Source organism: Nonomuraea sp. NPDC049129, from assembly GCF_040648495.1.
Classification (GTDB): Bacteria; Actinomycetota; Actinomycetes; order Streptosporangiales; family Streptosporangiaceae; genus Nonomuraea.
Genome location: NZ_JBEZDU010000004.1, coordinates 522,509 through 548,810 on the forward strand (window position 1 = coordinate 522,509; position 26,302 = coordinate 548,810).

The 26,302-nt window shown below is 71.5% G+C and carries 15 protein-coding genes; 6 read left to right on the forward strand and 9 right to left on the reverse strand.

Features of this window, described 5'->3' with window-relative positions; genetic code table 11:
- The first annotated feature begins 150 nt into the window (after positions 1 to 150).
- Genes AB0B64_RS15215 through AB0B64_RS15225 form a run of 3 tightly spaced genes read left to right on the forward strand, consistent with a single transcriptional unit; the run spans position 151 to position 3,054 of the window.
- On the forward strand, positions 151 to 1,029 hold the full coding sequence (locus AB0B64_RS15215; protein WP_358177813.1) for a thiamine pyrophosphate-dependent dehydrogenase E1 component subunit alpha: 879 nt from the start codon (positions 151 to 153) through the stop codon (positions 1,027 to 1,029).
- Positions 1,026 to 2,006: a transketolase C-terminal domain-containing protein gene (locus tag AB0B64_RS15220; protein WP_358177816.1), complete on the forward strand. Its 981-nt coding sequence runs from the start codon at positions 1,026 to 1,028 to the stop codon at positions 2,004 to 2,006. Before AB0B64_RS15215 ends, AB0B64_RS15220 begins: the two co-directional genes overlap by 4 nt.
- Positions 1,999 to 3,054 carry a 2-oxo acid dehydrogenase subunit E2 gene (locus tag AB0B64_RS15225; protein WP_358177819.1) on the forward strand — a complete coding sequence of 352 codons (1,056 nt, stop codon included), beginning with the start codon at positions 1,999 to 2,001 and terminating at the stop codon, positions 3,052 to 3,054. Before AB0B64_RS15220 ends, AB0B64_RS15225 begins: the two co-directional genes overlap by 8 nt.
- Here AB0B64_RS15225 and AB0B64_RS15230 read toward each other — a convergent pair.
- The 4 genes from AB0B64_RS15230 to AB0B64_RS15245 are packed head-to-tail and all read right to left on the reverse strand — an operon-like array spanning position 3,028 to position 17,586.
- Complete coding sequence (locus tag AB0B64_RS15230) at positions 3,028 to 8,496, reverse strand: amino acid adenylation domain-containing protein (RefSeq protein ID WP_358177822.1); 5,469 nt, start codon at positions 8,494 to 8,496, stop codon at positions 3,028 to 3,030. The genes AB0B64_RS15225 and AB0B64_RS15230 overlap by 27 nt on opposite strands.
- The gene (locus tag AB0B64_RS15235; RefSeq protein ID WP_358177825.1) at positions 8,493 to 14,693 is read right to left on the reverse strand and encodes an amino acid adenylation domain-containing protein; all 6,201 of its coding nucleotides are present in this window, start codon (positions 14,691 to 14,693) and stop codon (positions 8,493 to 8,495) included. The genes AB0B64_RS15230 and AB0B64_RS15235 overlap by 4 nt, the downstream gene beginning before the upstream one ends.
- On the reverse strand, positions 14,690 to 16,174 hold the full coding sequence (locus AB0B64_RS15240) for a condensation domain-containing protein (protein WP_358177828.1): 1,485 nt from the start codon (positions 16,172 to 16,174) through the stop codon (positions 14,690 to 14,692). The genes AB0B64_RS15235 and AB0B64_RS15240 overlap by 4 nt, the downstream gene beginning before the upstream one ends.
- 2 nt (positions 16,175 to 16,176) lie before the next feature.
- Positions 16,177 to 17,586 carry an AMP-binding protein gene (locus AB0B64_RS15245; protein WP_358177831.1) on the reverse strand — a complete coding sequence of 470 codons (1,410 nt, stop codon included), beginning with the start codon at positions 17,584 to 17,586 and terminating at the stop codon, positions 16,177 to 16,179.
- Positions 17,587 to 17,730: 144 nt separating this feature from the next.
- Between AB0B64_RS15245 and AB0B64_RS15250 the strand changes: the two genes are divergently transcribed.
- The 3 genes from AB0B64_RS15250 to AB0B64_RS15260 are packed head-to-tail and all read left to right on the forward strand — an operon-like array spanning position 17,731 to position 21,000.
- Positions 17,731 to 17,970: an acyl carrier protein gene (locus AB0B64_RS15250; protein WP_357942352.1), complete on the forward strand. Its 240-nt coding sequence runs from the start codon at positions 17,731 to 17,733 to the stop codon at positions 17,968 to 17,970.
- On the forward strand, positions 17,963 to 19,207 hold the full coding sequence (locus tag AB0B64_RS15255) for a condensation domain-containing protein (protein WP_358177834.1): 1,245 nt from the start codon (positions 17,963 to 17,965) through the stop codon (positions 19,205 to 19,207). The genes AB0B64_RS15250 and AB0B64_RS15255 overlap by 8 nt, the downstream gene beginning before the upstream one ends.
- Entirely contained in the window at positions 19,204 to 21,000 is a 1,797-nt protein-coding gene (locus AB0B64_RS15260; RefSeq protein WP_358177836.1) for a N,N-dimethylformamidase beta subunit family domain-containing protein, read from the forward strand. The genes AB0B64_RS15255 and AB0B64_RS15260 overlap by 4 nt, the downstream gene beginning before the upstream one ends.
- A 6-nt stretch (positions 21,001 to 21,006) precedes the next feature.
- Here AB0B64_RS15260 and AB0B64_RS15265 read toward each other — a convergent pair whose 3' ends face one another.
- The 5 genes from AB0B64_RS15265 to AB0B64_RS15285 all read right to left on the reverse strand — a co-directional run bounded on the left by AB0B64_RS15265 (position 21,007) and on the right by AB0B64_RS15285 (position 26,109).
- A complete protein-coding gene (locus tag AB0B64_RS15265; RefSeq protein ID WP_357942358.1) occupies positions 21,007 to 21,414 on the reverse strand; it encodes an ester cyclase in 408 nt (135 codons plus the stop codon).
- Positions 21,415 to 21,562: 148 nt separating this feature from the next.
- On the reverse strand, positions 21,563 to 23,515 hold the full coding sequence (locus AB0B64_RS15270) for an NAD(P)-dependent oxidoreductase (RefSeq protein ID WP_357942361.1): 1,953 nt from the start codon (positions 23,513 to 23,515) through the stop codon (positions 21,563 to 21,565).
- Complete coding sequence (locus tag AB0B64_RS15275) at positions 23,500 to 24,432, reverse strand: methionyl-tRNA formyltransferase (RefSeq protein WP_357942363.1); 933 nt, start codon at positions 24,430 to 24,432, stop codon at positions 23,500 to 23,502. Before AB0B64_RS15275 ends, AB0B64_RS15270 begins: the two co-directional genes overlap by 16 nt.
- Entirely contained in the window at positions 24,429 to 25,118 is a 690-nt protein-coding gene (locus AB0B64_RS15280; protein ID WP_358177839.1) for a PIG-L family deacetylase, read from the reverse strand. Before AB0B64_RS15280 ends, AB0B64_RS15275 begins: the two co-directional genes overlap by 4 nt.
- Positions 25,105 to 26,109 carry an NAD-dependent epimerase/dehydratase family protein gene (locus tag AB0B64_RS15285; RefSeq protein WP_358177842.1) on the reverse strand — a complete coding sequence of 335 codons (1,005 nt, stop codon included), beginning with the start codon at positions 26,107 to 26,109 and terminating at the stop codon, positions 25,105 to 25,107. Before AB0B64_RS15285 ends, AB0B64_RS15280 begins: the two co-directional genes overlap by 14 nt.
- Positions 26,110 to 26,302 lie beyond the last annotated feature (193 nt).

The following is a 26,302-nucleotide window of genomic DNA, read 5'->3' on the forward strand; positions in this document are numbered from 1 at the left end:
TGGCGGCCCAGGGCGCGCCGGCCGCCGTCATCGGGGATATGCCCGAGCTTTGACGTCTACGGCCTTTCGGTTCGCCACTGAGTAGCCGTAGACGTGATATGTCGGTGTTGTATAGCCTTTCTGGAGGTTCTCCCGGGACTCAAGGGGCCTATGAACAGGCTGGCTGACGAGGACTTGGCGCTGCTGCTGCTGATCCGGTCCTTCGAACGGAAGCTGCTCGCGCTCTTCGAGCGGGGCGAGCTCAACGGCACCACCCACACCTGCCTCGGGCAGGAGTACGTCCCCGTCTCCCTGCGCCCGTTGCTCCGTGACGGTGACTGGGTCTTCAGCAACCATCGCGGTCACGGCCACTATCTGGCCCGGTTCGAGGATCCCGAAGGGCTGCTGGCCGAGATCATGGGCCGGAAGGGCGCCGTGTGCGATGGGGTGGGCGGCAGCCAGCATCTGCGCCGCGACCGCTACCTGTCGACCGGCGTACAGGGGCAGAGCATGCCGGTGGCCACCGGGGTCGCCCTGCACCTGAAGCGGCGCGAGCCCGGCGGGCTCGCCTGCGTCTACATCGGTGACGGTACGTGGGGCGAGGGGGCGGTGTACGAGGCGCTGAACATGGCGCAGCTCTGGCGGCTGCCGCTGCTCGTGGTGGTCGAGCACAACGGCATCGCCCAGTCCACGCCGACGGAGCTCCAGATGGCGGGAACCATCGCGGGGCGGGCGGCGGCCTTCGGGATCGAGCACACCCGGGTGACTAGCTTGGATATTTCCGAAATAAGGCGTCATCTAGCACCGTTGGTGGAGACGGTCAGGGGTGGTGCACCGTTGGTGGTGGAGTTCGCCACGCACCGCCTCGGACCGCACAGCAAGGGCGACGACACCCGCCCGCCGGACGCCGTACGCCCCGACTGGTACGCCGCCTACCAGACCGAACACGCCGACCAGTCGGCCCGCCTCGAAGCGGCGGCCCGCGCCCGCATCGACGTGATCGCCGACGAAGTGGCTGCCAGACCCCCAGCCGTCTGGACGTCCGCGTGAGGGTCGGTGAGAACCTCAACCAGGCCCTGCACGGTCTGCTCGGCGACGACCCCGCCGTCTACATGCTTGGCGAGGACCTTCTGGACCCCTACGGCGGCGCCTTCAAGATCACCCGTGGCCTGTCCACCCGCTTCCCCGACCGCGTCCTGACGACGCCGCTGAGCGAGGGCGCGATCGTCGGCGCCGCCTCCGGCCTCGCGCTGGCGGGGGAGAAGGCCGTCGTCGAGATGATGTTCGGCGACTTCGCCGCGCTCGCCTTCGACCAGATCGTGAACTTCGCCGGCAAATCGGTCTCCATGTACGGCCACCGCGTCCCGCTGCCGCTGGTCATCCGCTGCCCCTCGGGCGGCAACCGCGGCTACGGTCCCACCCACAGCCAGAACCTCCAGAAGCACTTCATCGGCGTGCCCGGCCTCTCGCTGTTCGAGATGTCGCCGTTCCACGACAACCGCGCCGTTCTCGACCGCATGCTCGCCCTGGAAGAGCCCTGCCTGCTCTTCGAGGACAAGGTCCTCTACACCCGCCGGATGTACGAGGTGGACGAGCTGTTCTCCTGGGACCTGGTCGAGGACGTGGCCGTGGTGCGATTCGACGGCGACCTCGACTACGCGGTGATCGCCCCCGGCGGCGTGGCGCACCGGGCCATCGCCGCCATGCGTACGCTGCTGCTCTCCCACGACCTCGCCGGGGCGCTGCTCGTCCCGTCGCGCCTGTACCCGTTCGACCCCACCGCCGTGCTGCCGCTGCTCGGACAGGTGGGGCTGGTCTGTGTGGCGGAGGACGGCAGCGCGGGCGGCACCTGGGGCAGCCACCTGGCCGCCGACCTGCACACCAGGCTGTGGGGCTCGCTCCGGCGGCCGATCCGCCTGGTCAGCTCGGCCGACAGCGTGATCCCCACCGCCTCGCACCTGGAGCGTGCCGTGGTACTGCAGGACAGCACGATCAGCAGGGCCGTACTGGAGGCGCTCGATGGATGAGATCCGGGTCCCGAAACTGAACAACAACGACTCGGAGTACACGCTGCTGGAGTGGCTGGCGGCCGACGGCGCGCGGGTGTGGCGAAATGACCCGCTGGTGACGCTGGAGACGTCCAAGGCGGTGGAGGAGCTGGTCAGCGAGCAGGACGGGGTGCTCACCCAACTCGTAGGGGCCGGCGCGTCATGCGCCCCCGGCCAGCTGATCGCCCGAATCGGCCCGAAGCCGACCCTGCCCGAGGCGGAGGAGCCGGTGCCCGCCGTCGAAGGCGGGCCGATCATCACGGCACCGGCCCGCGCGCTGCTGGACGAACTCGGCCTCGACCCCGCGCTGGTGGCCGGGCTGGAGGTCAAGGTGGTACGCCGAGCCGACGTGGAACGGCTCGCGGCAGCACCTCCCAAAAGCGGCCAGGCCCACACGCTCTCCAACCACCAGCGCGCAGTCGCCAGGACCGTGACCCTGTCGCACCAGACCATCCCCGCCGGATACACCGCGATAAAAGTAGACGTGACCCCGGCCCAGAAGACGGCCCGGGCCCTGACCAGACGGCTACGCAAGCTGATCGGCCTGCCCGACCTGCTCGTCGCCGCCGTCGCCCGGCTGCACGCCGACTTCCCGATGTTCTTCGCCGAACTCATCGACGACAGGACTGCCCGCATCCCTGACCAGCCACGCGTAGGCGTCACGATCGACATGGGCGCCGGCCTCTACGTGCCGGTGATCCGCGACCGTCTGGCCGTACCGGACATCGCCGACCGCCTGGCCGAATTCCGCGGACTCGCCCAGCACGGCGGTTTCACCGAGGCCCACCTCACCGGCGGGAACATCGTCGTCACCCTCCACCACGACGCCGACATCATCATGGCCATTCCGATCATCTTCCCCGGCCAGACCTGCGCCATCGCCCTCACCTCACCGCAGTCGGACGGCGAGCGGATGGCAGCGGCGATCGGCCTGGCCTACGACCACCGGCTGATCAACGGCAGGGACGTCGTCCTGTTCCTGCAGGCGTTGAAGGAGATCCTAGAGACTGCGCCCGAGAGCCTGTAGTCCGACCAGGTCGTCCGGGGTCGCGTCGGCGCTCCGGTCGAGCAGGCCCGGCAGCCGCGACCGCAGCGACACCGCCGCGAGCGCCGCCATCGCCACGGCGAACAGCACGTACATCAGCCCCACCCCACGTCCGGCGCCGGTGCCGATGAGCGCGCCGACGGTGGAGGCGAGCGGGCCGTGGGGGGCGAGCAGCGGGTCGAACACCGCCGCCCCGTACGGTGCCACGAGCCCGAAGCCGAGCGGCAGTGTGGACCAGGCGATCAGTGTGTTCAGCGCGAACACCCGCCCGTGGAACCGCTGCGGCACCTTCACCTGCACGATCGTGGCGTAGACACCGTTCAGCAGCGTCAGCCACAGCGACATCCCGAACGCCCCGATCCCGATCGTCACCAGATCCGCCCGCAACCCCGTGACCAGGCAGAACGCCGCCAGCGCCAGCGTGCACCACAGCACCGCTCGCATCCGCCCCCGGCTCGGCCCGCCCCAGGCCGTCATGGTCAGACCGCCGAGGAAGACCCCCAGCCCGGACACGAACGAGATCCGGCCCACGTCCTGCAGCGTGCCGAAGGAGAGCACCAGCGGCGAGATCAGCAGGAACAGGGGGGACAGGAAGACGTTCAGCACCGCGAAGTAGAGGAGCATCTGACGGAAGCCCAGGTTGCCCCAGGAGTAGCGGAACCCGGCCGCCATCTCCGCCAGGACCGGCTCCTTCCGGCGCCAGGCCATCGCGGCGGGGAAGCGCACCAGCAGTGTCACCCCGATCGCGAACACGTAACTGGCCACGTCGAGCACCAGGATCCCCTCCAGCCCGATCACGGCCATCAGCCCGACGGCCGCGAGGGGGACGAGCAGCTGTGTCATGCCACCGGCCATCTGGACGATGCCGTTGGCGTGCCCGAGGTACCGCTTGGGGACCAGTTGCGGCACCGCCGAGGTGTAGGCCAGCCGCTGGAACGTCAGCGCCACCGACAGCAGCGCGAGGAGCGGATAGACGTGCCAGGTCTGCAGGTTCCCGGTCCAGAGCAGTGTTCCGAAGACGAGCTGGGTGCCGACGGCGGCGGCGTCACCGCCGAGCATGACGGCCCGCCGGTTCCCGCGATCGACGATCGCCCCCGCCAGCGGCGCCACCACCATCCCCGGGACCAGCCCGACCACCGACAGCAGGGCGAACTGCGCCAGCGAGCCCGTGGTCAGATAGATCCAGATGGGGATGGCGAACCCGGTCAGCGCCGACCCCAGAAGGGACACCAGCTGACCACTGGCGACGGCCGTGAACCGCTTCATGCTCGGCTGCGGGCCGGTCGCGACGGCCGACACCCCGCCCCGCGACACCTCCCGCACCCGCCAACTGGCCCCACTCACCGCCGCCGCGCCGCCTGAGCTCACCGCCTCCGCATCACCCGGGCTCGCTGCCTCCGCGTCGCCTGAACTCGCTGCCTCCGCACCGCCTGACGCGATGGCGACGTGGGTTCGGGTGACGATCTCGGCGAGCTCCGCCGCCCGATATTTCAGGAAAAAGTGTCCGGCCTCGTCCAGCTCCACCACGGCGGCCGTGGGCGCGAGGAAGTGCCACTCGCGGTATCGCTCCTCGAAGTACTCGGTCGCCGGATCGTGCTCTCCCGCCACGCTGACGATCGGCGCCCGCAGCCGCTCCACCGAGCTCGCGAACAGCCCGGTGAAGTACTCCTCCGCGGCCTCGCTGTCGCGCCGCATGTTCCTGATGATGTGCCGAGCCTGCCCCGGCTCCAGGTCGCCCATGTCGAGCCCCATGGACATCAGCCAGTTGGCGTAGCTCCGGTCGCTACGGAGGAACTCGCGCCTGGCCAGCTTGGACAGCAGCGCCATGGGCCCCTTACCAGGGCGGGCGAAGGGGTAGATCGCCCCGATGTACACCGCTTCGAGCTCGCGGCCCGCCGCCTCCAGCCGTCGCGCGATCTCGACGACCAGGGCCGACCCCACGCCGCAGTGCCCGTACAGCGCCACCGGTCCGCGTACCTTCTCCTGGATCTCGCTCACGCACCGGGCCGCCACCTCGTCCAGGGGCAGCCGCTCCTCGTCCAGGCCGACATCGTGCCCGGGGATGGCCACCGACCACAGGGCGTAGGTCGCGGGCAGGGCGTCGGCGAGCGGCTGGTAGACCACCGCCGCGCCGCCGCCGTACGGCACGCACACGTAGGTGAGCTCGGCGGGAGAGGTACGGCGCGGCGTCAGCTCGTGCAGGAGCCCGCGCGAGGCGGTGGCGGTGCCGTCGACGAGCGTGGCCAGCTCGCGGACGGTCGGGTGCTTGAACAGGTCCACCACGGCGATCGGCGTGGCACCGGGCGGCAGCGCCCTGCGCAGCCTGGCCACCACCTTGATCGCCAGCAGCGAGTGCCCACCCATGTCGAAGAAGTCGTCGTCCACTCCGAGATCGGCCATGTCGAGCGCCTCGGCCCAGACCGCGGCGACCAGGCGCTCCGCCTCTGTGGCCGGGGGGACGCGCCGGCCCGGTTCCGCGCCGTCCGCCGATGACGTGGGGGCGGGCAGGCGGCGCCGGTCCACCTTGCCGTTGGCGGTCAGGGGCAGCTGGGGGAGGGGGACGAAACGGGTGGGGATCATGTACGCGGGCAGGGTCTCGGCGAGGTGGCCGCGCAGGCGGGTCGGATCCGCCTGGCCCACCACGTACGCCACCAGCTGCGCCTGCGTGCCCGAGCCGTGGGTGGTGACCACGCACTCGGTCACGTCCGGGTGGCGGGCGAGGTGGTTCTCGATCTCGCCCAGTTCGATGCGGTAGCCGCGGATCTTCACCTGCGCGTCGGCGCGGCCGAGGAACTCGATCGTGCCGTCCGCGGTGTAGCGGCCCAGGTCGCCCGTTCGGTAGAGGCGCTCGCCGGTGCGGGGGTGGCTGATGAAGGCGGCGGCGGTGCGTTCCGGGTCACGCCAGTAGCCGGTGGCCACGCCGACGCCGCCGATGTACAGGTCACCGGGTACGCCGATGGGCACGTCACACCGGCCGCGGTCCAGGATGTGGAAGGACTGGTTGGCCAGCGGACGGCCGTACGGGATGGACGACCAGCCCGGCTCCACCTCGCCGATCGGATAGCTGATGGACCAGATCGAGCCTTCGGTGGCGCCGCCCAGGCTGATGATCTCGGCCGCCGGGGCGAGGGCGCGGATCCGGTCGGGGAGCGTCAGCGGGATCCAGTCGCCGGACAGCAGCACCAGGCGCAGCGAGCTCAGGTCGGTGCCTTCGTGCTCGGCGTGGTCGACCAGGAGCTCCATGAGGGCGGGGACCGAGTTCCAGACGGTGACGCGGTGCTCGGTGACCAGGCGGGCCCACGCGGCGGGGTCCTTGTCGGCCGACGGCTCGCCCATGACGAGGGTGGCGCCGGTGGCCAGGGCGCCGTAGACGTCGTACACGGACAGGTCGAAGCTGAGGGCCGACAGGGCGAGGATCCGGTCGTGCGGGCCGACGTGGAAGCGGTGGTTGAGGTCGCGGACGGTGTTCAGGGCGGCCTGGTGCTCGATCATCACGCCCTTCGGGGCGCCGGTCGAGCCCGAGGTGAAGATCACGTACGCGAGGTCGTCGGGCGCGGCCGGGCAGTCGGGAAGCGTCAGGGGGGTAGGCGGGCGAGTCAGGAGGGCCGACGAAGGGGAAGGCAGGGGAGTCACCGAAAGGCGGGTCACGTCGGCGGGCCAGGTCAGGCCCAGCCCCGGCTGGGTCAGGTCCAGCCACGGCTGGGTCACCGCGACCCGGCACTCGCCGCGTGCCATCAGCTCGAAGCGCCGCTGGTCCGGCAGATCGGCGTCGATCGGCAGGTACGCCGCCCCGGCCATGTTGATGCCCAGCACCGCCACGACCTGCTCCCACCCCCGCTCCATCACGACCGCGACCAGCTCCCCGCGCCCGACGCCCGCCGACGTCAGCTCGGCGGCCAGCAGCCCGGCCCGGCGGGCCAGCTCCGCGTAGCTGATCTCGCCGCCGGGATGGGCCACCGCGACGGCGTCGGGTGAATGCGGCACCCGCTCCTCGAACGGGCGGTGCAGGAGACCGGGGTCGCCGAGGTCGAGCCCGGTGTCGTTCCACCGCTCCCGCTCCTCTCGCTCCGGCGCGGTGAGCAGCTCGATCGTGGAGACGGGGGCCGACGGGTCGGCCACGATCCCGTCGAGCAGGGCGGCGAAATGCCCGGCCATGCGCGAGATCCGCTCGGCCCCGAACAACGCGACGTTGTACACGAACAGGAACGAACCATCGCCCCCGGTGTACAGCTCCAGATCGAACCGGGTGGCCCACACCCCCGGCGAGAACCCCTCCACGGCCAGCCCACCGGACGACGGCTCGCCGCCGTAGTTCTGCATCGCGAACAGGACCTGGAACAGCGGCGACCGCGACACCTCCCGAGGCACGTTCAGCTCCGACACCAGCCGCTCGAACGGCAGCTCCTGATGCGCGTACGCGTCCATGGCCAGGTCACGCACCCGGTGCAGCAACCCCAGGAACGACGGATCCCCCGACAGATCCACCCGCATCGCGAGCATGTTGATGAAGCAACCGATCAGCCCGTCCAGCTCCGGCAGCGACCGACCGGCCACGGGGGAGCCGATGGCCACGTCCTCCTGCCCGGCGTACCGGCCGAGAAGTGCCGCGAAGGCGGCCAGCAGCACCATGTACGGCGTGGCGCCATGCTCCCGCCCCAGCCGCTCCAGCCGCGCGACCAGCGCGGGGTCGATGGTGAACGAGTGCGCCGCGCCGAGGTAGGTCAGCTCGGGCGGTCGGGGGAAGTCCGTGGGCAGCTCCAGCGGCGACAGCCCGGCCAGCCGTTCCCGCCAGTAGGCCACGTCGGCCGCCTCGCCGGGCCGCTCGCGCTGCCAGGCGGCGAAGTCGCCGTAGGTGACGGGCAGGTCGGGCAGGGGGTTCCGGTCGTAGCCGGTCAGGAGCTCGCGGAGCAGGATGTTCGCCGACCAGCCGTCGGCGGCGATGTGGTGGACGGCGATGGCCAGCACGTGGTCGTCGGCGCTCAGCCGTACCAGCAGAGCCCTGATCACCGGCCCGGTCACCAGGTCGAACGGCTCGGCGAGGAAGCTGTCGACCAACGCCCGTGCCTCGTCCACGTCGTCGGCGGCGGCCACAGTGAGCGGGACGTCGGAGGCCGAGACCGTCACCGTGGGCTGTCCGTCGTCGCCGACCGGGAAGCGGGTCCGCAACGCCTGGTGCCGGGCGGCGACCTGGTTCAGCGCACCGGCCAGCAGGGAGGCGACGAGCGGGCCGCGCAGCCGCCGCACGAACGGGACCGTGTGCGCGGGGTTCCCCGGCGCGTACTGCTCCATGAACCACAGCCGCTCCTGCGCGTACGACAGCGGCGGCGCCTGACCGTCCGGCAGCGCCGGAATCGTCGGCCCGCTCTTGCGCCGCCGTAACCGCTGGGTCAGCAGCGCCCGCTGGGCCTCGGTCAGCTCGGTCACAACGCGTCCTCCGGGTCGAGCATGCTGCGCGCCTGTTCGTCGGACAGCCCGGCCACCTCCGCCACCAGCGCCTCCTCGACGGCGCGCGCCAGCTCGGCGACGGTACGGCGGGCGAACAGCGTACGGATCGGCAACTCCACACCCGCGATCGCCCGCAGCCGGGCCGCCACCCTGATGGCGAGCAGCGAGTGCCCGCCGAGCGCGAAGAAGTCGTCGAACGCGCCGACCTTGTCCGCGCCGAGCACCTCGGCCCAGACATCGGCGACCAGCTCTTCAGCGTCCGAACGCGGTGGCGTGGCGTCGGTGGCCGCTGCGCGGCCCGGATCCGGCAGCGCGCCCCGGTCGAGCTTGCCGTTCGCGGTGAGCGGCAGCGCGTCGAGCACCACCCAATGAGCGGGGACCATGTACGGCGGGAGCCGCCCGGCCACGTGGTCGGCCAGCTCGGCCGTCTCGCCCACGACATAGGCGACGAGCTCGCCGTCCCTGGCGACCACCACGGCCTGCCGTACGTCCGGATGCGTACGCAGGCAGTGCTCCACCTCGCCCGGCTCGATGCGGAAGCCCCGCACCTTGACCTGCTCGTCGACGCGCCCGAGGAACTCCAGCAGCCCGTCGGGACGCAGCCGCACCCGGTCTCCGGTACGGAAGTACCGGCCACCGTCGGGCAGCCGGACGAAGCGCTGGGCCGTCAGCTCGGGCGCGCCGAGGTAGCCACGGGCGACGCCGGGTCCGCCGATGTACAGCTCGCCGGGGGCGCCGGGGGGAGTGGGCGTGCCGTGCGGGTCGAGGATCCGGACCGTGGTGGCCTGGATGGGGCGGCCGATCGGCGGGTGCGGCTCGTCGCCGGTCAGGTCGGCGGCGGTCGCGACGATCGTGGTCTCGGTGGGGCCGTAGGTGTTGACCAGGCGTACCCGGTCGCCGAACCGCCGCCGCCAGCGGGCCACGGCGGTGGCGTGCACCTGCTCGCCGCCGATGACGACCAGGCGGAGGGCAGTCGGCCAGGCGATCTCGTCGATCAGGTCCACGAGGTGGTGGAAGTACGCCGTCGGCAGGTCGAGCACGGTGACGTCGGGCCGTTCGGCGAGCAGGTCGGGGAGGGTGGCGCCGCCGTCGGGCACCAGCACGACTGTGGCGCCGGTGGTCAGGGCGGGGTAGAGCTCCTCGGCGTGGGTGTCGAAGCTGAGGGAGGCCAGCTGGACGACCTGGTCGCCGGGGCCCAGGCCGTACTCGTCACGCATCCACCGGACCCGGACGGCCAGCCCGGCGTGCTCGACCGCCACGCCCTTGGGGGTGCCGGTGGAGCCGGAGGTGTAGATGACGTAGGCGAGGCCCGGCGCCTGGGCGCGGGGGTCGTCCACGGCGGTCAGGCCGTATGCGGCTGCCAGGTCGTCCGCGGCTCTCCGGGCGTCCGAGACGACCGGCCCGGTGCTGCTCGTGGTGGTCAGGTCGTCCGGGACGATCAGGCGGGCGCCGCTCATGGCGATCATGTGCTGCAGACGGACGGACGGATAGGCGGGGTCGAGCGGCAGGTAGGCGGCTCCCACGCGCCAGATCGCCAGCATCGCCACCACCGCGTCGACCGACCGGCCGAGACGGAGCCCGACTATGTCGCCAGGGCCCGCGCCGCGCTGGGCCAGTTCGGTGGACAGCCGGGCCACCCGCTCGGCCAGCTCGCCGTAGGTCACGCTCTCGGACCCGCAGACGACGGCCGTCTCACCGGAATGTGCGGCGACGGCCGCCGCGATCATCTCCGGCACGCCCGGCTCGATGGCCCCCTCGCCACCCGCTTCGATCATCCCGTTGCCAACGTCGCCCCCAGCCGAGGCGATCAGCGCCGAATCGGCCACAGTGAGCGTCGGCAGGGCCGACACGGGGGCGTGCCGGTTGTCCGGGTCGGCGATCCCGCGTAACAGCACCGCGAACCGCTCCGCCAGCCCCGCCACCGTCTCCGCGTCGAACAGCCCCGCATCGTACCCGAACGCCACCCGCAGCCGCCCCGGCGCCTGCCACGCCTCCACCACCAGGTCGAACTTGGCCTGCCGATACCCATCGTCGAAGTACGACATTTCCAGACCGTCGGCGAGCCGATCCCGCTCCCCGTCGGCCGGCTGGCTGTTCAGCGTCAGCATGGTCTGGAACATCGGCTTCCTGGTGATGTCCCGCTCGATGTCCAGCTCCGCCAGCAGCCGCTCGAACGGCACGTCCTGATGCGCCATCGCCTCCAGCACCGTCCGCCGCGTCCTGGTCAGCAGCTCGTCCAGCGTCGGATCGCCCGACAGGTCGCCGCGCAGCACCAGCGTGGTGCTGAGGTAGCCGACGATCGGCCCCAGCTCCACCCGATCCCGCCCGGCGGTGGGCGAGCCGACCATGATGTCCGTCTGCCCGGTGTGCCGCGCCAGCAGCACCTGGTAGGCCGCCAGCAGCACCATGAACAGCGTGCTCCGCTGCCGCCGCGCCGTCGCGTCCAGCGCCTTGGCCAGGTCGTCGGGGATGTCCAGCAGGTGGAAGTCGCCGCGCGCCGGCCCCGGCGTGCGCGGGCGGTCGGTGTGCAGCGCCAGCGTGGGCGGGTCGGCGAGGCGTTCCCGCCAGTACTCCAGTGCCGCGCTCCCGTCCTGCTCCCGCTGCCAGCGCGCGACGTCCCCATGCTGTACGGCCAGCGGCGCCAGGCCCTCCGACCCGGCGTACAGCCTGGCCAGGTCGTCCAGGAGGACGGTGATCGACCAGCCGTCGGCGATGATGTGGTGCAGCACCACGCACAGCACGTGGTCGTCCCCGCCCAGGCGGATCAGCGTGATCCGGAGCGGCGGTGCCACACCGAGGTCCAGGGGAGCGTTGGTGCGGGCGGCGACCAGCGCGCTGGCCTCCGCCTCGTCACCCGCGTCGAGCAGTTCGACGTCGGCGGGCCGTCCGGCGTGCTCCACGACGGCGACCGGGCGCCCGTCCACCTCGGGAAAGCGTGTGCGCAGCGACTCGTGCCGGGCGAGCAACGCGGTCAGCGCCCGCCGCAGCGCCTCGGGATCGAGGGGGCCGCGAAGCCGGCGCACGATGTACATGTTGTACGAGGCGTCATCCGGATCCAGCCGGTGCAGGAACCACAGCCGTTCCTGGCCCGCCGACAGCGGGGGCAGCGTTCCGGGCGGGCGCGGGGCGAGCGAGAGGCCAGGGGCCTCCGGCAGCCCCTCCAGCGTCGCCGCGAACCCGGCCACCGTCGGCTGCCCGAACAACGTCCGCAACGGCACCGTCGTCCCCGCCGCCGCCAGCTTGGCGATGACCTGGGTGGCCAGCAGCGAGTGCCCGCCCAGGGCGAAGAAGTCGTCGTCCGCGCCGACGTCGCCGATCCTGAGCACGTCGCCGAAGATCCTGGCCACCTGCCGCTCCCGCGCGGTACGCGGCGGGCCGCCCCGCCCGCCCACCGGCCCGGCCGGCTCGGGCAGCGACAGCCGATCGACCTTGCCGTTGGGCGTCATCGGCAACGCGTCCAGCACCACCACGACGCCGGGGACCATGTAGGCGGGCAACCACCCGGCCGCGTGTTCGAGCAAGTCGGTGGGGCGGTCCGGGGTGGTCGCCACCTCCGGCGTGGTCGCCTGGTCCGGCGTGGTCTCCACGTAGGCGACCAGTTCGTCCCCGCGGACGACGACGGCCGCCCGCCGTACGCCCGGATGTGACTCCAGCGCGGCCTCGATCTCGCCCAGCTCGATCCGGTGCCCGCGCAGCTTCACCTGTCCGTCGCCCCGGCCCAGGAACTCCAGGGTGCCGTCCCCGAGCCACCTGACCCGGTCGCCGGTCCGGTAGAGCCCGTCCGCGAAGCGCTCGGCGGTCGCTTCCGGCCGGCCCAGGTAGCCGAGCGCGAGCCCGGCCCCGCCGATCGCGAGGTCACCGGGTACGCCGATCGGCACCGGTCGGCCGGAGCCGTCGAGCACGTGGACGCGGGTGTTGGCGATCGGCCGCCCGATGCTCACCCGGCCGGGCTCGGCGGGGACCTCCCAGGCGGTGGACCAGATCGTGGTCTCCGTCGGCCCGTACATGTTGAACAACCGCGCCACCCGCCGCCGCAGCCGCCTGGCCAGGGCGAGCGGCAGCGCCTCGCCGCCCGCCAGCGCCACCAGCCCGGAGGCGTCGAGCCCGGCGGTGAGCAGCATGTTCCAGCCCGAGGGGGTGGCCTGGACGTGCGTGACGCCCGACGCGGAGATCAGGTCGGCGAGCGCGGCGCCGTCCCGTACGGTCTCGTCGTCGGCCAGCACCAGCCGACCGCCGGTCACCAGCGGCAGGTACAGCTCCAGGCCCGCGATGTCGAAGGACAACGAGGTGCTGCCCAGCCACACGTCCGCCGGGCCGGAGCCGAGCAGGTGCTCCATCCCGGCCAGCAGGTTCACCAGCGCCGAGTGAGGCACGACCACCCCTTTCGGGCGGCCGGTCGAGCCGGAGGTGTAGAGCACATAGGCGGCCGACCCGCCATCGGGCCCGGCGGCGACGGGGCCGGGGTCGGCAGTCGGGAGCCGGGAATTGTCCAGCGTGAACCGGGCGCCCGAGTCCGCCAGCATGTAGGCCACCCGGTCGGCCGGCAGCGCCGGGTCGATCGGCAGGTAGGCGGCCCCCGCCAACAACACACCGAGCAGGGTCCCGGGCAGCTCCACCGACCGCCGTCCACGGACCGCGACCACGGATCCGGGCCCCGCGCCGCGCTCCCGCAGTTCCCCCGCCACCCGTACGGCCTGGGCGACGAGCTCCGCGTAGGACAGGCGGCGGTCGCCGCACGAGACGGCGATCGCGTCCGGCCGCAGCTCCGCCCGCCGCATGACCAGGTCCACCACGGTCGCGGCCGGCACGTCCAGGGCGGTGCTGTTCCAGGTCCGGTCGAGCAGCTCGCGTTCGGCGGCGGGTAGCAGGTCCAGTTCCGACAGACGAGCCTCGGGAGCGGCGACGATCGAGGCGAGCAGAGTCTGGAAGCGGGCCACGAGCCGGGTCACCGTCTCCCGGCCGAACAGCTCGGCGCTGTAGAAGAGTGCCCCGTGCCAGCCCCTGCCCGACGGCCAGAGATCCATCCGCACATCCACCATGGCCGGCGGCGCCCCGTGCGGGAACGGCAGGCTCTCCATCCCGGCGAACGACTCCGCCTCCGCGTATCCGACAGCCGAGTTGTGCAGCGCCAGCATCGCCTGGAACAGCGGCGTACGCGACAGGTCCCGCTCGATGTCGAGCGCGGACAGCACCCGCTCGATCGGCACCTCGCGGTGCGCCATCGCCTCCAGGACGGTCCGGCGGGTACGGCGCAGCAGCTCGCTGAACGGCGGATCCCCCGACAGATCCCCCCGGAGCACCAGCGTGGAGGCGAACAGCCCGACCATCGGCTCCAGCTCCGGCCGGTCGCGTCCGGCGGTGGGCGAGCCGACCACGATGTCGTCCTGCCCGGCATGCCGGGCCAGCAGCACCTGGTAGGCGGCCAGCAGCACCATGAACACCGTCGAACGCTCGGCCCTGGCCAGCCGGGACAGCGCGCCGGCGAGTTCGGGCGGCAGGTCGAAGTGCACTTCGCCGCCCGCGCTGCCGCGCTGCGCGGGACGCGGCCGGTCCGTGGGCAGCTCCAGCGGCGTCGCCCCGGCCAGCTTGGCCGTCCAGTAGTCGGCGTCGGTGTGGGAGACCCGCTGGGTGCCGGCGTACTCGGCGTAGCTGACGGGCAGGTCGGGCAGCGCGGCCGGTTCGCCCTCCGTGCGGGCGAGGTAGTAGGCGGCCAGGTCGCTCAACAGCACGTTCAGGGACCAGCCGTCGCCGATGATGTGGTGCAGCACCACGCACAGCACGTGGTGGTCGTCCGCCAGCCGGACCAGCGTGATCCGCAAGGGCGGGGCGGCGGCCAGGTCGAAGGGCGTGTTGACCCGCTCCTCCAGCAACCGCACGACCTCAGACTCGTCCGGCTCGACGCCTGAGGGGTTGCCGGGGACTACCGGATCGAGGACCACGAACTCCACCGGCACCTCCGCCCCCGGCGGGTCGATCACCGCGATCGGCAGCCCGTCCTGGTCGGGAAACCTCGTACGCAGCGACTCATGCCGCGCCACCACATCCCCGAACGCCCCGGTCAGCGCCCCGACGTCGAGCGCCCCCCGCAACCGCCGCACCGCCGCCACCCGATAGGCCGCGTCCGACGGATCGAGCCGCTGCAGGAACCAGAGCCGCTCCTGGCCCAGGGAGATCATGGCCGCAGCCCGCCGATGGCCGCCGCCACCCCGGCGATCGTCGGATCGTCGAGGAACACGTCGAACGGCACCTCCACCCCGAGCCGTTTCCTGATCCGCGCGCTGATCTGCGTGATGGTCAGCGAGTGCCCGCCGAGGTCGTAGAGGTCCTCGTCCGGCGCGATGTGGTCCATCCGCAGGACCTCCATCCAGATCAGCCGCACCTGCTCGACCAACTCCGCGTCGACCTCGTCATGCGCGGGCCCGGCATCCGGCGGCGCCTCCAGAGCGATCTGGGGAATGACCTGGGGGACGGCCGGGAGCAGATCGGCGAGCCGTACGTCCGGATCAGCGGCGACCGCGCGCAGTACAGCCCTGAGGTGGTCCCCGGCCAGCTCGACATCCCGCCGGGGAATGACGTCCGGGCTGTAGTGCAGCGTCAGGTGCAGCCCGTCGTCGCCGTCGACGGCCTGGAGGTGGAGCGCGTTCCTGACCGTATGGCTGGACATCTTCCACTCCACCGACAGCTTCAGCCCGGGGAAGACCTGTTCGGGCGCGCGCCGCCGGAAGCTGATGGACACCGGCGCCAGCGCCACTCTCGGCTTGATCCCGCCCACCGCCCTGGCCACGGGCACCTCGCGGAAGGCGTTCAGCTCGCGCAGCTCGCTCCGGACGCCCAGGGCCAGCTCACGGAAGGAGCCCTCGGCCGAGAACGACGCGAACACCGGCAGCTCGGTGGCGAACAGGCCGATGTCGTCGCGGGTCTCATCGGTCCGGGTCGACATGGCCACGGCCACAGCCGTCTCGGCGTTGCCGTATCGGTGAAGGAGGGCGTGCACGGCGGCGAGGAAGACCTCGAATCTCGTCAGGCCGGATAAGTCGGGCATGTCATCGGTCAGGGTGAGCAGGACGGTCTCACCGCGCTCGGCCAGCCGCGGCGATCGCGTCACCCCGTTGATCACCACCTGCGGCACCTCGCGCCAGCGCGCCCGCCAGTACGCCTCCGCCTCCGGCGACGGCTTCTCCTCCGCCCCGTACGGCATGGGCAGCGGCGGAAGCGGCGCCCCGGAGTAGGCGGCCGCGAGATCTCGTACGAGCAGATCCTTGGACATGCCATCGAAGACCAGGTGATGAGCCACGAACAGCAGCAGATGCCGCGACGACGAGACCTCCGCCAGCGTGAACCGGGCCAGCGGCCCGGCGGACAGCTCGAAGGGCCGCGCGATCTCCCGCTCGATCAGCGCCTCCGGGTCCGGCTCCACGACGAACGCCACCGGCGGAAGCTCCCTGGCGGGCACCAGGTGCAGCACGCCGTCGCGCTCCTCGAAGGCGCGGCCCAGCACCGGGTGCCGCGCGAGCACCGCCCGGCACGCCGCCAGCATCGCCTCCCGCTCCAGCGGTCCGTCGAACCACATGGCGAACGGCATGTGGTACGCCGTGCCGGTGCCGTGCAGCACCTCGGTGATCCACATCCCGTGCTGGGCCTGTGAGGCCAGGACCATGCTCACTCCTCTGCCATACTGCGCAGTTCTCGCTTGATCACTTTTCCGGCGGCGTTCCTGGGCAGCGCGTTCACGCACAGCAGCCGGGTGGGGAGCTCGTGCTGGGCGAGCCGCTCGGCCAGGAAGGCGCGTACGCCGGCCAGCGTCACCGGCTCGCGGGACACCACCGCCGCCGCCACCACCATGCCCATGACCGGGTGCGGCACGCCGAACGCCGCCGCCTCGGAGACGGCCGGATGCTCGTGCAGCGCGGCCTCGACCTGGAGCGTCGAGACCTTGAAGGCGCCCGACTTGATCACGTCGCTCTCCCGGTCGACCAGGTACAGGTAGCCGTCGTCGTCCAGGTAGCCGAGGTCGCCCATGCGTACCCAGCCGTCCTGGAAGGTGTCCTGCCGCTGCTCGCGGTAGTAGGAGCGGGAGTGCGCGGCGGCGCGCAGCCACACCTCGCCGGTCTCGCCGGGCGGGGCCGGGTCGCCGTCGGCGGTCACGATCCGCAGGCTGCCGGCGGCGTGCCCGAGCGCGCCCGGCCGGTCGGGGTCGTAGATCATGACGGTCTGGGCGGGGGCCGCCTCGGTCGAGGTGTAGTAGTTCGCGACCGTCGCGTTCGGGAACGCCTCGGTCAGCTCGGCGGCGACCCTCGGCGGTAGCGCGGCGGCGGCCGAGCCGAGCAGCAGCACGCTCGACAGGTCGTGACGGTCCTGGACGCGCGCGCCGAGCAGTTCGATGGCCATCGCGGGCACCACGAACACGGTCCCGGCCGCGTACGACTCGATGAGCGCCGCGAAGCGGGCCGGCGTGAACAGCGGCAGCGTGACCACGGTGGGCGCGGCGCTCAGCGCGTGGAGCAGCATGACCTGGCCGGCGTTCGTGCCGATGGGGAAGGCGTGCACGAGATGCCTGGAGTGAGCGAACGGGCGGCGTTTGGGGTGTACGGGCGGGGAGGTGAGGTTCGCGTGGCTGGCCGCCACGCCCTTGGGCTGCCCGGTGGTGCCGGAGGTGTAGAGGATCTGGGCGTAGCCGAGCGGATCGACCTGGACCGGGACCGGGCCGGTCGGGCCGCTGAGCTCGTCGCCGCTCCGGATCATCGTCGTCGCCCCGCAGTGCTTGATCAGGCGGGCCAACTCGGGCTCGGCCAAGCGGTCCGACAGCGGGACCGCGACCGCGCCCGCCTTCAACACCGCCATCCAGCTCACCGCGTAGTCGAGCCAGTCACGGCCGCCGAACACCAGCGCGACTCTGTCTCCTGGCCGTACTCCCTGGTCGAGCAGGCGGTGGGCGGCGGCGTCAGAGCGCTCGTCCCACTCGCCGAGTGTCAGGCCGCCCGTTCCGGCGACGATGAGGGCCTCGTGGTCGGGGTCGGTGGCGGCTCGTGAGCTCAGCAGAACAGGGACAGGACGGGCCGACTGAACCACCCCCAAAATTATTATCGGGATGTCGCAAGACGCTAGAAAAAATGCACAATTGCGTCAACCCCTTACCGCCAGACGCTTGCCGCCGTCAGGCCCCGCGTGACACACTCGCCCCGGATTTCCCTGGAAACGGGAGGGCTTCGCCAGGTGCAGACGGACGGGGATCTACGCGGACGCCTCGCGGACATGGTGGCCGAGGCCACCGACGGCGCGGTCGAGGCCGCCGAGGTGCTGGCCGGGGAGGCCAGGCTGGCCGATCTCGGCGTCACCTCGCTCGGCTATCTCAGGCTGATCGACGCGGTGGAGGCGGAGTTCGGCATCGAGCTCGACATGACCTCGGCCGACAGCCTGGACGAGCTGGTGGACTACTTACGGCTCCATGCTTGAGTCGCCGCTGACCTGGGGGCAGCAGGACATCTGGCGGGCCGTGGTGGCGGCGCGGCCCCAGGAGCACTATCTCAACATCGGCCGGATCTTCGCCGCGCCGAAGCGGCCCGTCACCGTCGAACGCGCCGTCAAGGCCCTGGACGACCTCGTCGCCCGGCACGAGGCACTGCGCACCCGGCTCAGCGGGCCGCGCGACTGCCCCCGGCAGCGAATCTCGCCGATCGCCCGGCCGTACGTCGAGGTGACGGACGAATCCGCTCAGGTGGTGTGCGACCGGCTGTCGGGTGAGCCGTTCGACTACTGGGAGGAGTGGCCGCTGCGGGTGGCGTTCCTCGTGACCGGCGACTATGTCCGGCATGTCGTGCTGGTGCTCTGCCATCTGGCCGCCGACGGGCACGCGGCCGATCTCCTGGTGAAGGACTTCCGGCTGCTCCTGCTGCGCGACTCGCTGCCACCGCCGGAGAGCGCCACGCCGCGCGAACTGGCCGAGTGGCAGCGCTCGGCCGAGGGCAAGCGCACGTCCGACGAGGCTCTGGCCTTCTGGACGGCCGAATACCGGCGGATGGATCCGGTGACCCTGGCGGACGTCCCGCGCCGCCCCCGGTTCTGGGAGGCCACGATGACCTCTGCGGCCATCGCCGCGGCGGCGCAGGCCGTGGCCGCCCGCGAGCGGGTGAGCTCCTCGACGGTGCTGCTCACGGCCGCGATCCGGCTCGCCGGACGGCTCACGGGCCAGCGGTTCTGCGGCATGCGGGTGATCGTCAACAACCGGTTCGCGGCTGAGCGCCGCGACGTGGTCTCCACGATCTCGCAGGAGGGGCTCGTCCTGCTCGACCTGGATACGCCGGACTTCGGGCAGTTGGTACGGCAGGGCTGGCAGGTGGCCTTACGGGCCTACCGGCAGGCCCAGTTCGACCCGTACGCGATGGAGGAGGCGGTGTCGGGCATGGGGCCGGGGATCAGGTCGTTCGGCTGCTTCAACGACCAGCGGCTGGTGCAGCGCGACGAGGCGACAGGTCTGGACGAACGGGCCGTACGCGCCTCGATGGAGCGGACCGACCTGGTCTGGACGGACACCATGGACCGCAACATCTGCGACTTCCGGCTGCACGTCGGCGGCGAGCCGGGGCGGATGGAGGTGTCGCTGTACGCCGACACCGGGCTGCTCGCGCCGCCGGGGATCGAACGCTTCCTGTACGACATGGAGTCGACGCTGGTCGAGGCGGCGTTCGCATGAGCCTGTACGCGGCGGCCACATCGTGCGCGCAGGGCGAGTCGCTCCGGTTCCACCTGCTCGGGGGCGGCGGTCCGATCACCATCGAGGACGTGCCGTCGGGTCGGGTCGTGCTTCAGGACACGGCCGAGGGCGACACCTGGACGCTGAAGGTGGGCACGGACTGGCCCAGCTCCCTCTACCGCGCCATCTTGGGCGACACATCCGCATATTTCGTCGTACGTGCGGCTGTGCCCGCTTCGCCGGTTGTGGTGGCGATTCCCTTTCCCACCTGGGAGGCGTACAACCGGCCCGGCGTACCCGGTGAAGGGCTCTACCAGGCCGAGCAGCCCGACCGGGCGGTCAAGGTCAGCTTCGACCGGCCGGGCGCGGGGCCGCAGATCGAGGAATGGGAGCTGGGGCTGCTGCGGTGGCTCGGGCCCTCGGGCCATCCGGTCGACTACTGCTCGGGGCTGGACCTGCACGACGGTCTCGACCTGCTGAGCCGTTACCGGCTGCTGGTGATCAACGGGCACGACGAGTACTGGTCGTGGGAGATGCGGGACGCGGTGGAGGCGTTCGCGCGGGCCGGTGGAAATATCGCCATATTCTCTGGCAACACCTGCTGGTGGCAGGTCCGCTTCGAGGACGACCTCCGCACGATGGTCTGCTACCGCGACGCCGTCATCGACCCCCTCGCCACCACCGACCCCGGCCGCGCCACCGTCGAATGGCCCAGCGAACCCGTCAACCGCCCGGAGAACACCCTGACCGGCCTCACCTTCCGGAACGGCGCGGGCTGCTGGGTCGACTCACGGGTGATGGCCCACGAGTCGTACACGGCCCGCTTCTCCGGCCACTGGGTGTTCGACGGCACCGGACTGGCCGACGGCGACACCTTCGGCAGGGGCGCGCTCGGCTACGAGACGGACGCCGCCGACCTCGAATGGGTGGACGGGGTGCCAAGGGCGACGGGCCGCGACGGCACACCACCGTCGTTCGTCGTACTCGCCACGGCCGACCTGAGCCACTGGCGCCGGTACGGGAAGGGCGGCGCGGCCACGATGGGCGTACACCGCCTCGGCGCGGGGACCGTCTTCAACGCCGGCACCATCAACTGGGGCAACTCCCTCCACGACCCCGTCCTGGACAGAATCACCCGAAACATCCTCGACCGCCTGTCCCAACCCCCAAGCCACCCACCCTCCTGGGACCCGATCGGCCCCGCCCCGACCTGCCCGCCTCCTGGTGCTCTTGTCGCCTGCGACAACCGGCTCTTCGCCGCCTGCTCGGACGGGACACTCGCCGTCCGCGACATCTCCGGACAGAACCTGCCATGGCAGATGATCGACGAGACCGACGTGATCGCTCTGGCGGCCCCTCGGGAGGCACACGGCGGCCCACCCGCCGGCCTGTATGGGGTGGCACCCGACGGCACGATCCGCTACCGCGAACCCGTCCTGACGAGGTCCACTTGGCAGGACGTGAGCCGGGCCCCACAGGGCACCACCGGCCTGGCCGCCGTGGACGAGGGCCTGTTCGCCGTCACCTCGGCGGGCGAGCTGTGGCACCTCCCGATCCGGCGGCTGGACACCCACGACTGGGCCCGAGCGGGCTCGGCCGGGGGCGCGGTGAGCCTGACCGCGATGAACGGGCGCCTGTTCGCCATCTCCGCCGACCGGATCCTGACCAGATCGGCCGAGCGGCACGAGACCGCCTGGCAGGACCTGGGCCCGGCTGAAGGCCACACCGTCCTCGCGGCCGCCGCCGGACGACTCATCGGCACCGGACCGGGGACCGACCTCTCCTGGCGGTGAGAGGGGTCAGAGGAGACCGAGTTGTCGGAGCATGCCGAGCTGGTCGCTGCTGCCCCACCGTTCCACCAGCTTGCCGTCGGCGAAGCGGCTGATCTGCATGCCGCGATAACTCACCTTCTTGCCGGTGGCCGGATGGCCCATGAGGTCGCCGAGGTGCGTGCCGCTGATGGTGTAGGCGAAGGCCAGCTCATCATCGGTGGCGATCAGATGCTCGACCTCGACGCGCAGGTCTGGGAACGCGGCGCGCATCTCGCCGAACATCGCCTTGTAACCGTCGGGACCCGGCCCCTGCCCGGGGGCGGGATCGTGGTCCACGGCATCGGGCGCGACCACTTCGTCGAAGATGGCGAAGTCGCCGCCCATCACCGCGGTGGCGAAGCGTTGCTGGGCGGCGAGGTTGGCCTCGTAGGTCATGTCTCTCCCTGCAGTCGGTCGGCGATGGCCGGTCACGTCCCACGAACAGTGGATCTTCGTACGACTCTGTTTCTGCAGGTTAGGCGGCAAGCGTCTGCAGGGGTGGGTCCTGGGCGGGTGTGTCGCCGGGATCGCACGGAGGCCGCTTCTACGGACGGTCACTTTCGTAGGCCAGCCACTGCGCGCAGGTGTGCAGCCCGTAGTCCAGTGTCACGCTCGGCCGCCAGCCCAGCTCGGCGGCGGCCCGCTCGACATCGACCAGCGGCTTCGGCGGGCCGTCGGACGTTTCGACGTTCAGCGGCCGCACCGCCCCTGACACCGCCTCGGCCAACTCCCGCATGCCTGGCCGTTCCGGGTTGGCGATGTTGAACACCCGCGACACCGGATTCCCCGCCAGCGCCGCCAGCACCGCGCGTGCGACGTCCTGGACGTGCACCAACTGCACGGGAGCGCCCGTGACGGGCGCGGGGCGGTTGAGCGAGGACCGCAGCACCAGCTCCGCGACCGCGCCCCGCTGCGGCATCCCGGGCCCATAGGGTTCGCCGAGCCTCAACACCACGGCGCCGCCTGCCGCTTCCTCCACCTGACGAATGGCCCGCACCAGCGGCGTGGCGGCGGACGCGTCCGCGAGCAGTGGGCCGGCAGGGTCCTCCGTGAATGGCGATCGGGCGGCGGGAGCGTCTGCGAGTGGCGAGGAGGCCGCGTGCTTCCCGTCCCCGTAGACGGCGCACGAGCTGAGCAGGACGCCGCCGCGTCCGTCGGCGAAGGCCGCGCGCGCCAGGCGCAGCTCCTCCTCCGGGTCGGCGTCCTCGTCCCAGCCGAGTGCGCAGACGTGCACCACCACGGCGGCGCTTGCCTCGGGACCGACTGTTCGGTAGCCATGGTCGGCGAGCGCGCCCGCCAGGTGGTCGCGGACGAACGTACCGGCGCCCGTCAGAGCCACCACGGGACGGTCGGCATTGGCCCGGGGACGGTGTCCGGGCCGGTCGGTCAAGCCCGCCTCCAGGCCCGCACGGGCCACCTCGTGCAATTCGGGCGCGAGCCGGGCGAGCTCCCGAGCCCCGAGCTCATGGCAGAGCCCGCCAGGACCCATCGTGGCGAGCGCCCGGTCCAGTACGCGCGGATCAGCGCGGAACCCGCCACGCACGTCCGCCTGGTCCAGCCCGCGCGGATCGTCGTCCCCAGTGTCATCCGGGACACCATCTCCACCGGTCTGGCCGTGGACGATGCCCATGGTGTAGGCCGTGAGCCAGAGCGGCCAGTGCCGGGTCGCCGCCCCGGCCCGCAGCGACTCGGCGTCGATGCCCCGCCCCGCCAGGTAGTCCTCGCAGCGGATGTCCCGCCACCGCCCGGTCCCAGGGACGCGGACGGCGCACTGGGCCACCCCACGCTTGAAGAACGGGATCACCGGCAGCTCCACGAGCACCCTCTCCTCGGAGGACCGGCCCGCCTGCGGGTCGTCGAGAGGGAAGCCGTCCGGGTCGTCCGGGAACAAGCCCTGCGGGTCGTCGGCAAAGAAGCAGGGAGAGCGCCGCAGCCCTTGGAAGTCGTTGTCCACCAGACTCGCCAGGTCCTCGTGCTCGGCCAGGCTCGGCACCGCCACGAACACGGGCACCCCCGCCTGGCGCAGGTACCGCCCCATGAGCACGTCGTCGGGCCAGGTGTCGCCCCGGTCGCGGGCCCATTCCACGTACCCGCCCGCGACCTGTCTGGGCAGCAGCAGGGCCGCCACCGGCGTGTACTCGCCGGCCCCGGGCACCCACCGCGCCCCGGCGAGCGCGCCCTGCCGGACGGCGGCGCCGTTGCGCGAATTCCAGAAGGCGAACAGGGCGAGCGCCGCGTGCGGCATGGCGCGGGCGGCACTTTCGGCGCGTTCGAAGAACGTGCTCGAAAGCACCATGTCGTCATGCAGCAGCAGATGATGCGTGGCGTCCGGAGGGATGCTGGACCAGGCGAGCAGCGAGGTACGGAACGCCGACGGACGCCCCGCCGGATCGGGATCGGTGACGACGTCGAAGACGCCACCGGCCAGCCGGATGGCCGCCTCCCTGCGCTGGGGATGCGCCATCACAGCCCCGGTCAGCTTCACGCGCCCAGGCATGCGCCTACCGCGAGCTCGCCCGACTCCAGCAGGTCGAGGGCGTCGCGCCGGTCGCCTCCGTCCCACTGGACCTCGCGGACGACCAGCAGCCCCGAGCCGCACGCCACCAGCATCCCGGCGACGCCGGTGGACCAGACGGGCGCGAGTACGGTGCCGGGCGGTTCTTGGCCGCCGTATTCGATCAGGTCGGCGCTGTGCACGAACAGCTTGCGGCCATCGACGAAGGTGAAGGCCCCCGGGTACGGCGCGGCCAGCGCGCGGATCCAGTCGTAGAGGTCGTCGGCCGGCTTGGACCAGTCGATCACCCCGTCCTCCGGACGGCGCTTGTCCCACCACGAGCCGCCCGGGGGCTGTGGTCGTGCCACCACTTGTCCCGCCAGCAGCAGCGGCACGTACTTGGCGAGCAGCTCGATGTTGATCTCGGTGACCTTGCGGTACACCTCGGTGACGTCGTCGCGGCGGCTGATCGTGAACTCCCGCTGCGCGATGAGGTCCCCGGTGTCGGCGCCCTCGTCGAGGAAGAACAGGCTCACCGCGCTCGTCGTCAGCCGCTTGATGATGGTCCACGGCAGCGCGGCGCGTCCCCGGCCCTCCGGCAGGCGGGTGGGGTGCAGGCCGATGGAGCCGAGCGGGCAGACCGACAGCAGCGGCTCGCGTACGAGCTGCGACCACCCGGCGATCACGAACAGGTCCATCTCCTTGACCCGCTCGTACGCCTCGCCGTCGTTAATGTCGGCGGTCTCCAGCAGCGGGATGCCGTGCTTCTCGGACGCCTCCCGCAGCGGCGCGTACCCCGAACGGTGCTGCAGCTTCGGCGGATAGCCGATGAGCAGCGACGGGGGAGTGCCCTGCGCGGCCAGTACGTCCACGGCGGGTGCGGCGAACTCCATGCCCGTGGCGAACGCGAACGTCTTCACAAGACCTCCCTCAGCACCCCGAACGCTTCGGCGTGCGTGACACCGATCTCCGCGCCGCGCAGTGTCGCCAGTGCCGTCACCGACTCCTCGCTCCTGATGTGCGGGGAGGGCCGGTGCTGGCTCTTATAGCCGCGCAATGCTTCCAGTTTGCGTTCCATATGGTGGCTTATGTCGCAGAAGGCCGTCGAGCGCGGCATCGGCTCGGCCGCCCACTGGATCTTCGACATCTCGTACAGGAGTACGGTCGGCACCAGCCACTTGCCGAACTGCTGGGCGATGGGCCGGGCCGCCGCGAACCCGGCGCCGAACACCGCCAGATGGTCCTGGTCGTAGTCGGCGAAGCTGGGCAGCAGGAGCAGGTCGGGCCGCCGCTCGTTCAGCGCCCGCTCGAACAGGTCGACCAGCTCCCTGCGCGGCAGCGTGTCCAGCCGCTCGGTCAGGTCCATGTCGCCGTACGCGATGTCGTACGAGAAGCCCAGCGTGGCCTGTACGGCCTCGATCTCCTCCAGCCGCTGCCGATAGCTGGTGGCGCCGTCGAGGCCGTAGTGCCGCATGCCGTCGACCGCCAGATACAGGACGTGGACCTCGGCCCCCGCCTCGACCTGCGCGGCGATCAGGCCGCCGCAGCCGAGTACCTCGTCGTCGGCGTGCGGGGAGATCACCAGCACTCGGTCAAAGCGGCGCATTCACTGCCCTCCGGTCTTCGCGGGCGCGATAGTACTCGGCGGTGCTCAGGATCAGCTCGTCGAGCGCGATCCGGGGCCGCCAGCCCAGGTCGGTCGCCGCCCGCAGCGCCGGGATCTTGTGGAACGACTCGGCCTCGGCGTAGTACGGCCCGTGCACGGTCCTGCCGTCGACGCTGACGATCGGCGAGGGGCTGCCGAGTAACTCCTTCACCCGCTGGGCCAGCTCCATGATGGTGACGGCGTTCGCCGGGTTGCCGACGTTGATGATGATGTCGTCGCAGTTCAGCGCCGCGTCCATGTAGTCGATGAGGAACCCGGTCAGGTCGCTCGCCGCGATGAACGCCCTGACCTGCTCGCCGCCCGCGAACACGGTGATCGGCTTCTCGGCCAGCGCCTGCTGGACGAACGTGGGCATGACGAACCCGCCCGCCCGCGACTGCCGCGCACCCGCCACGTTGAACGGCCGGATGACCATCCCGCGCAGCCCGTGCTGGCGGCTGTTGGAGACCATCGCCTCGGCCAGCGTCTTGGCGATCGCGTACTCGATGCGGGTGTTGTACTGCGTCGGTACGACGATGTCGTCCTTCTCGTCGAGCACGCCGCTGCGGCCGTACACCTCGGCCGAGCTGAACAGGCACAACGGCGCGTCCGCCCGGATACAGGCGTCGATGACCGGGGCGGTGCTGCCGATGATGTCGTGGCCGAGCCGGCCCGCCCTGGACAGGATGCTCGCGGGGCCGACGTACGAGGCCGCATGGATGACGCGGTCGGCCCCCGCGAAGTCGCCGCCCGCCGCCAGATAGTCCTCCACCCGCTGCCGGACGACCGTGCAGCGAGGGTCGGCGTCGTAGTCCTCGCCGTCGATCACCGCACCCGCGTTGGAGTCGATGATCGTTACTCGGTGGCCCGCGGCGAGATACGCGTCCACCAGATGTGAGCCGATGAAACCGAGACCGCCCGTGACGATGACTTCGCCACTTGGAGCTCCCACGGGCCTGCCTTTCCCACGAAGCCGTGATTTCGAGGAAAAACGGTCACTCGGGGCCTGTGCCGCCCCGGTGGCACCTAGCGTGGGATTAAAACAGTTTTCGCCACGCTTGTCACGCATGGCACAAGTTTTCATGGTTTGGCGCAGGCTTCCTGGACCGATCAGCCGGATCGGGCGTACGCTCGCCGCAATTCGG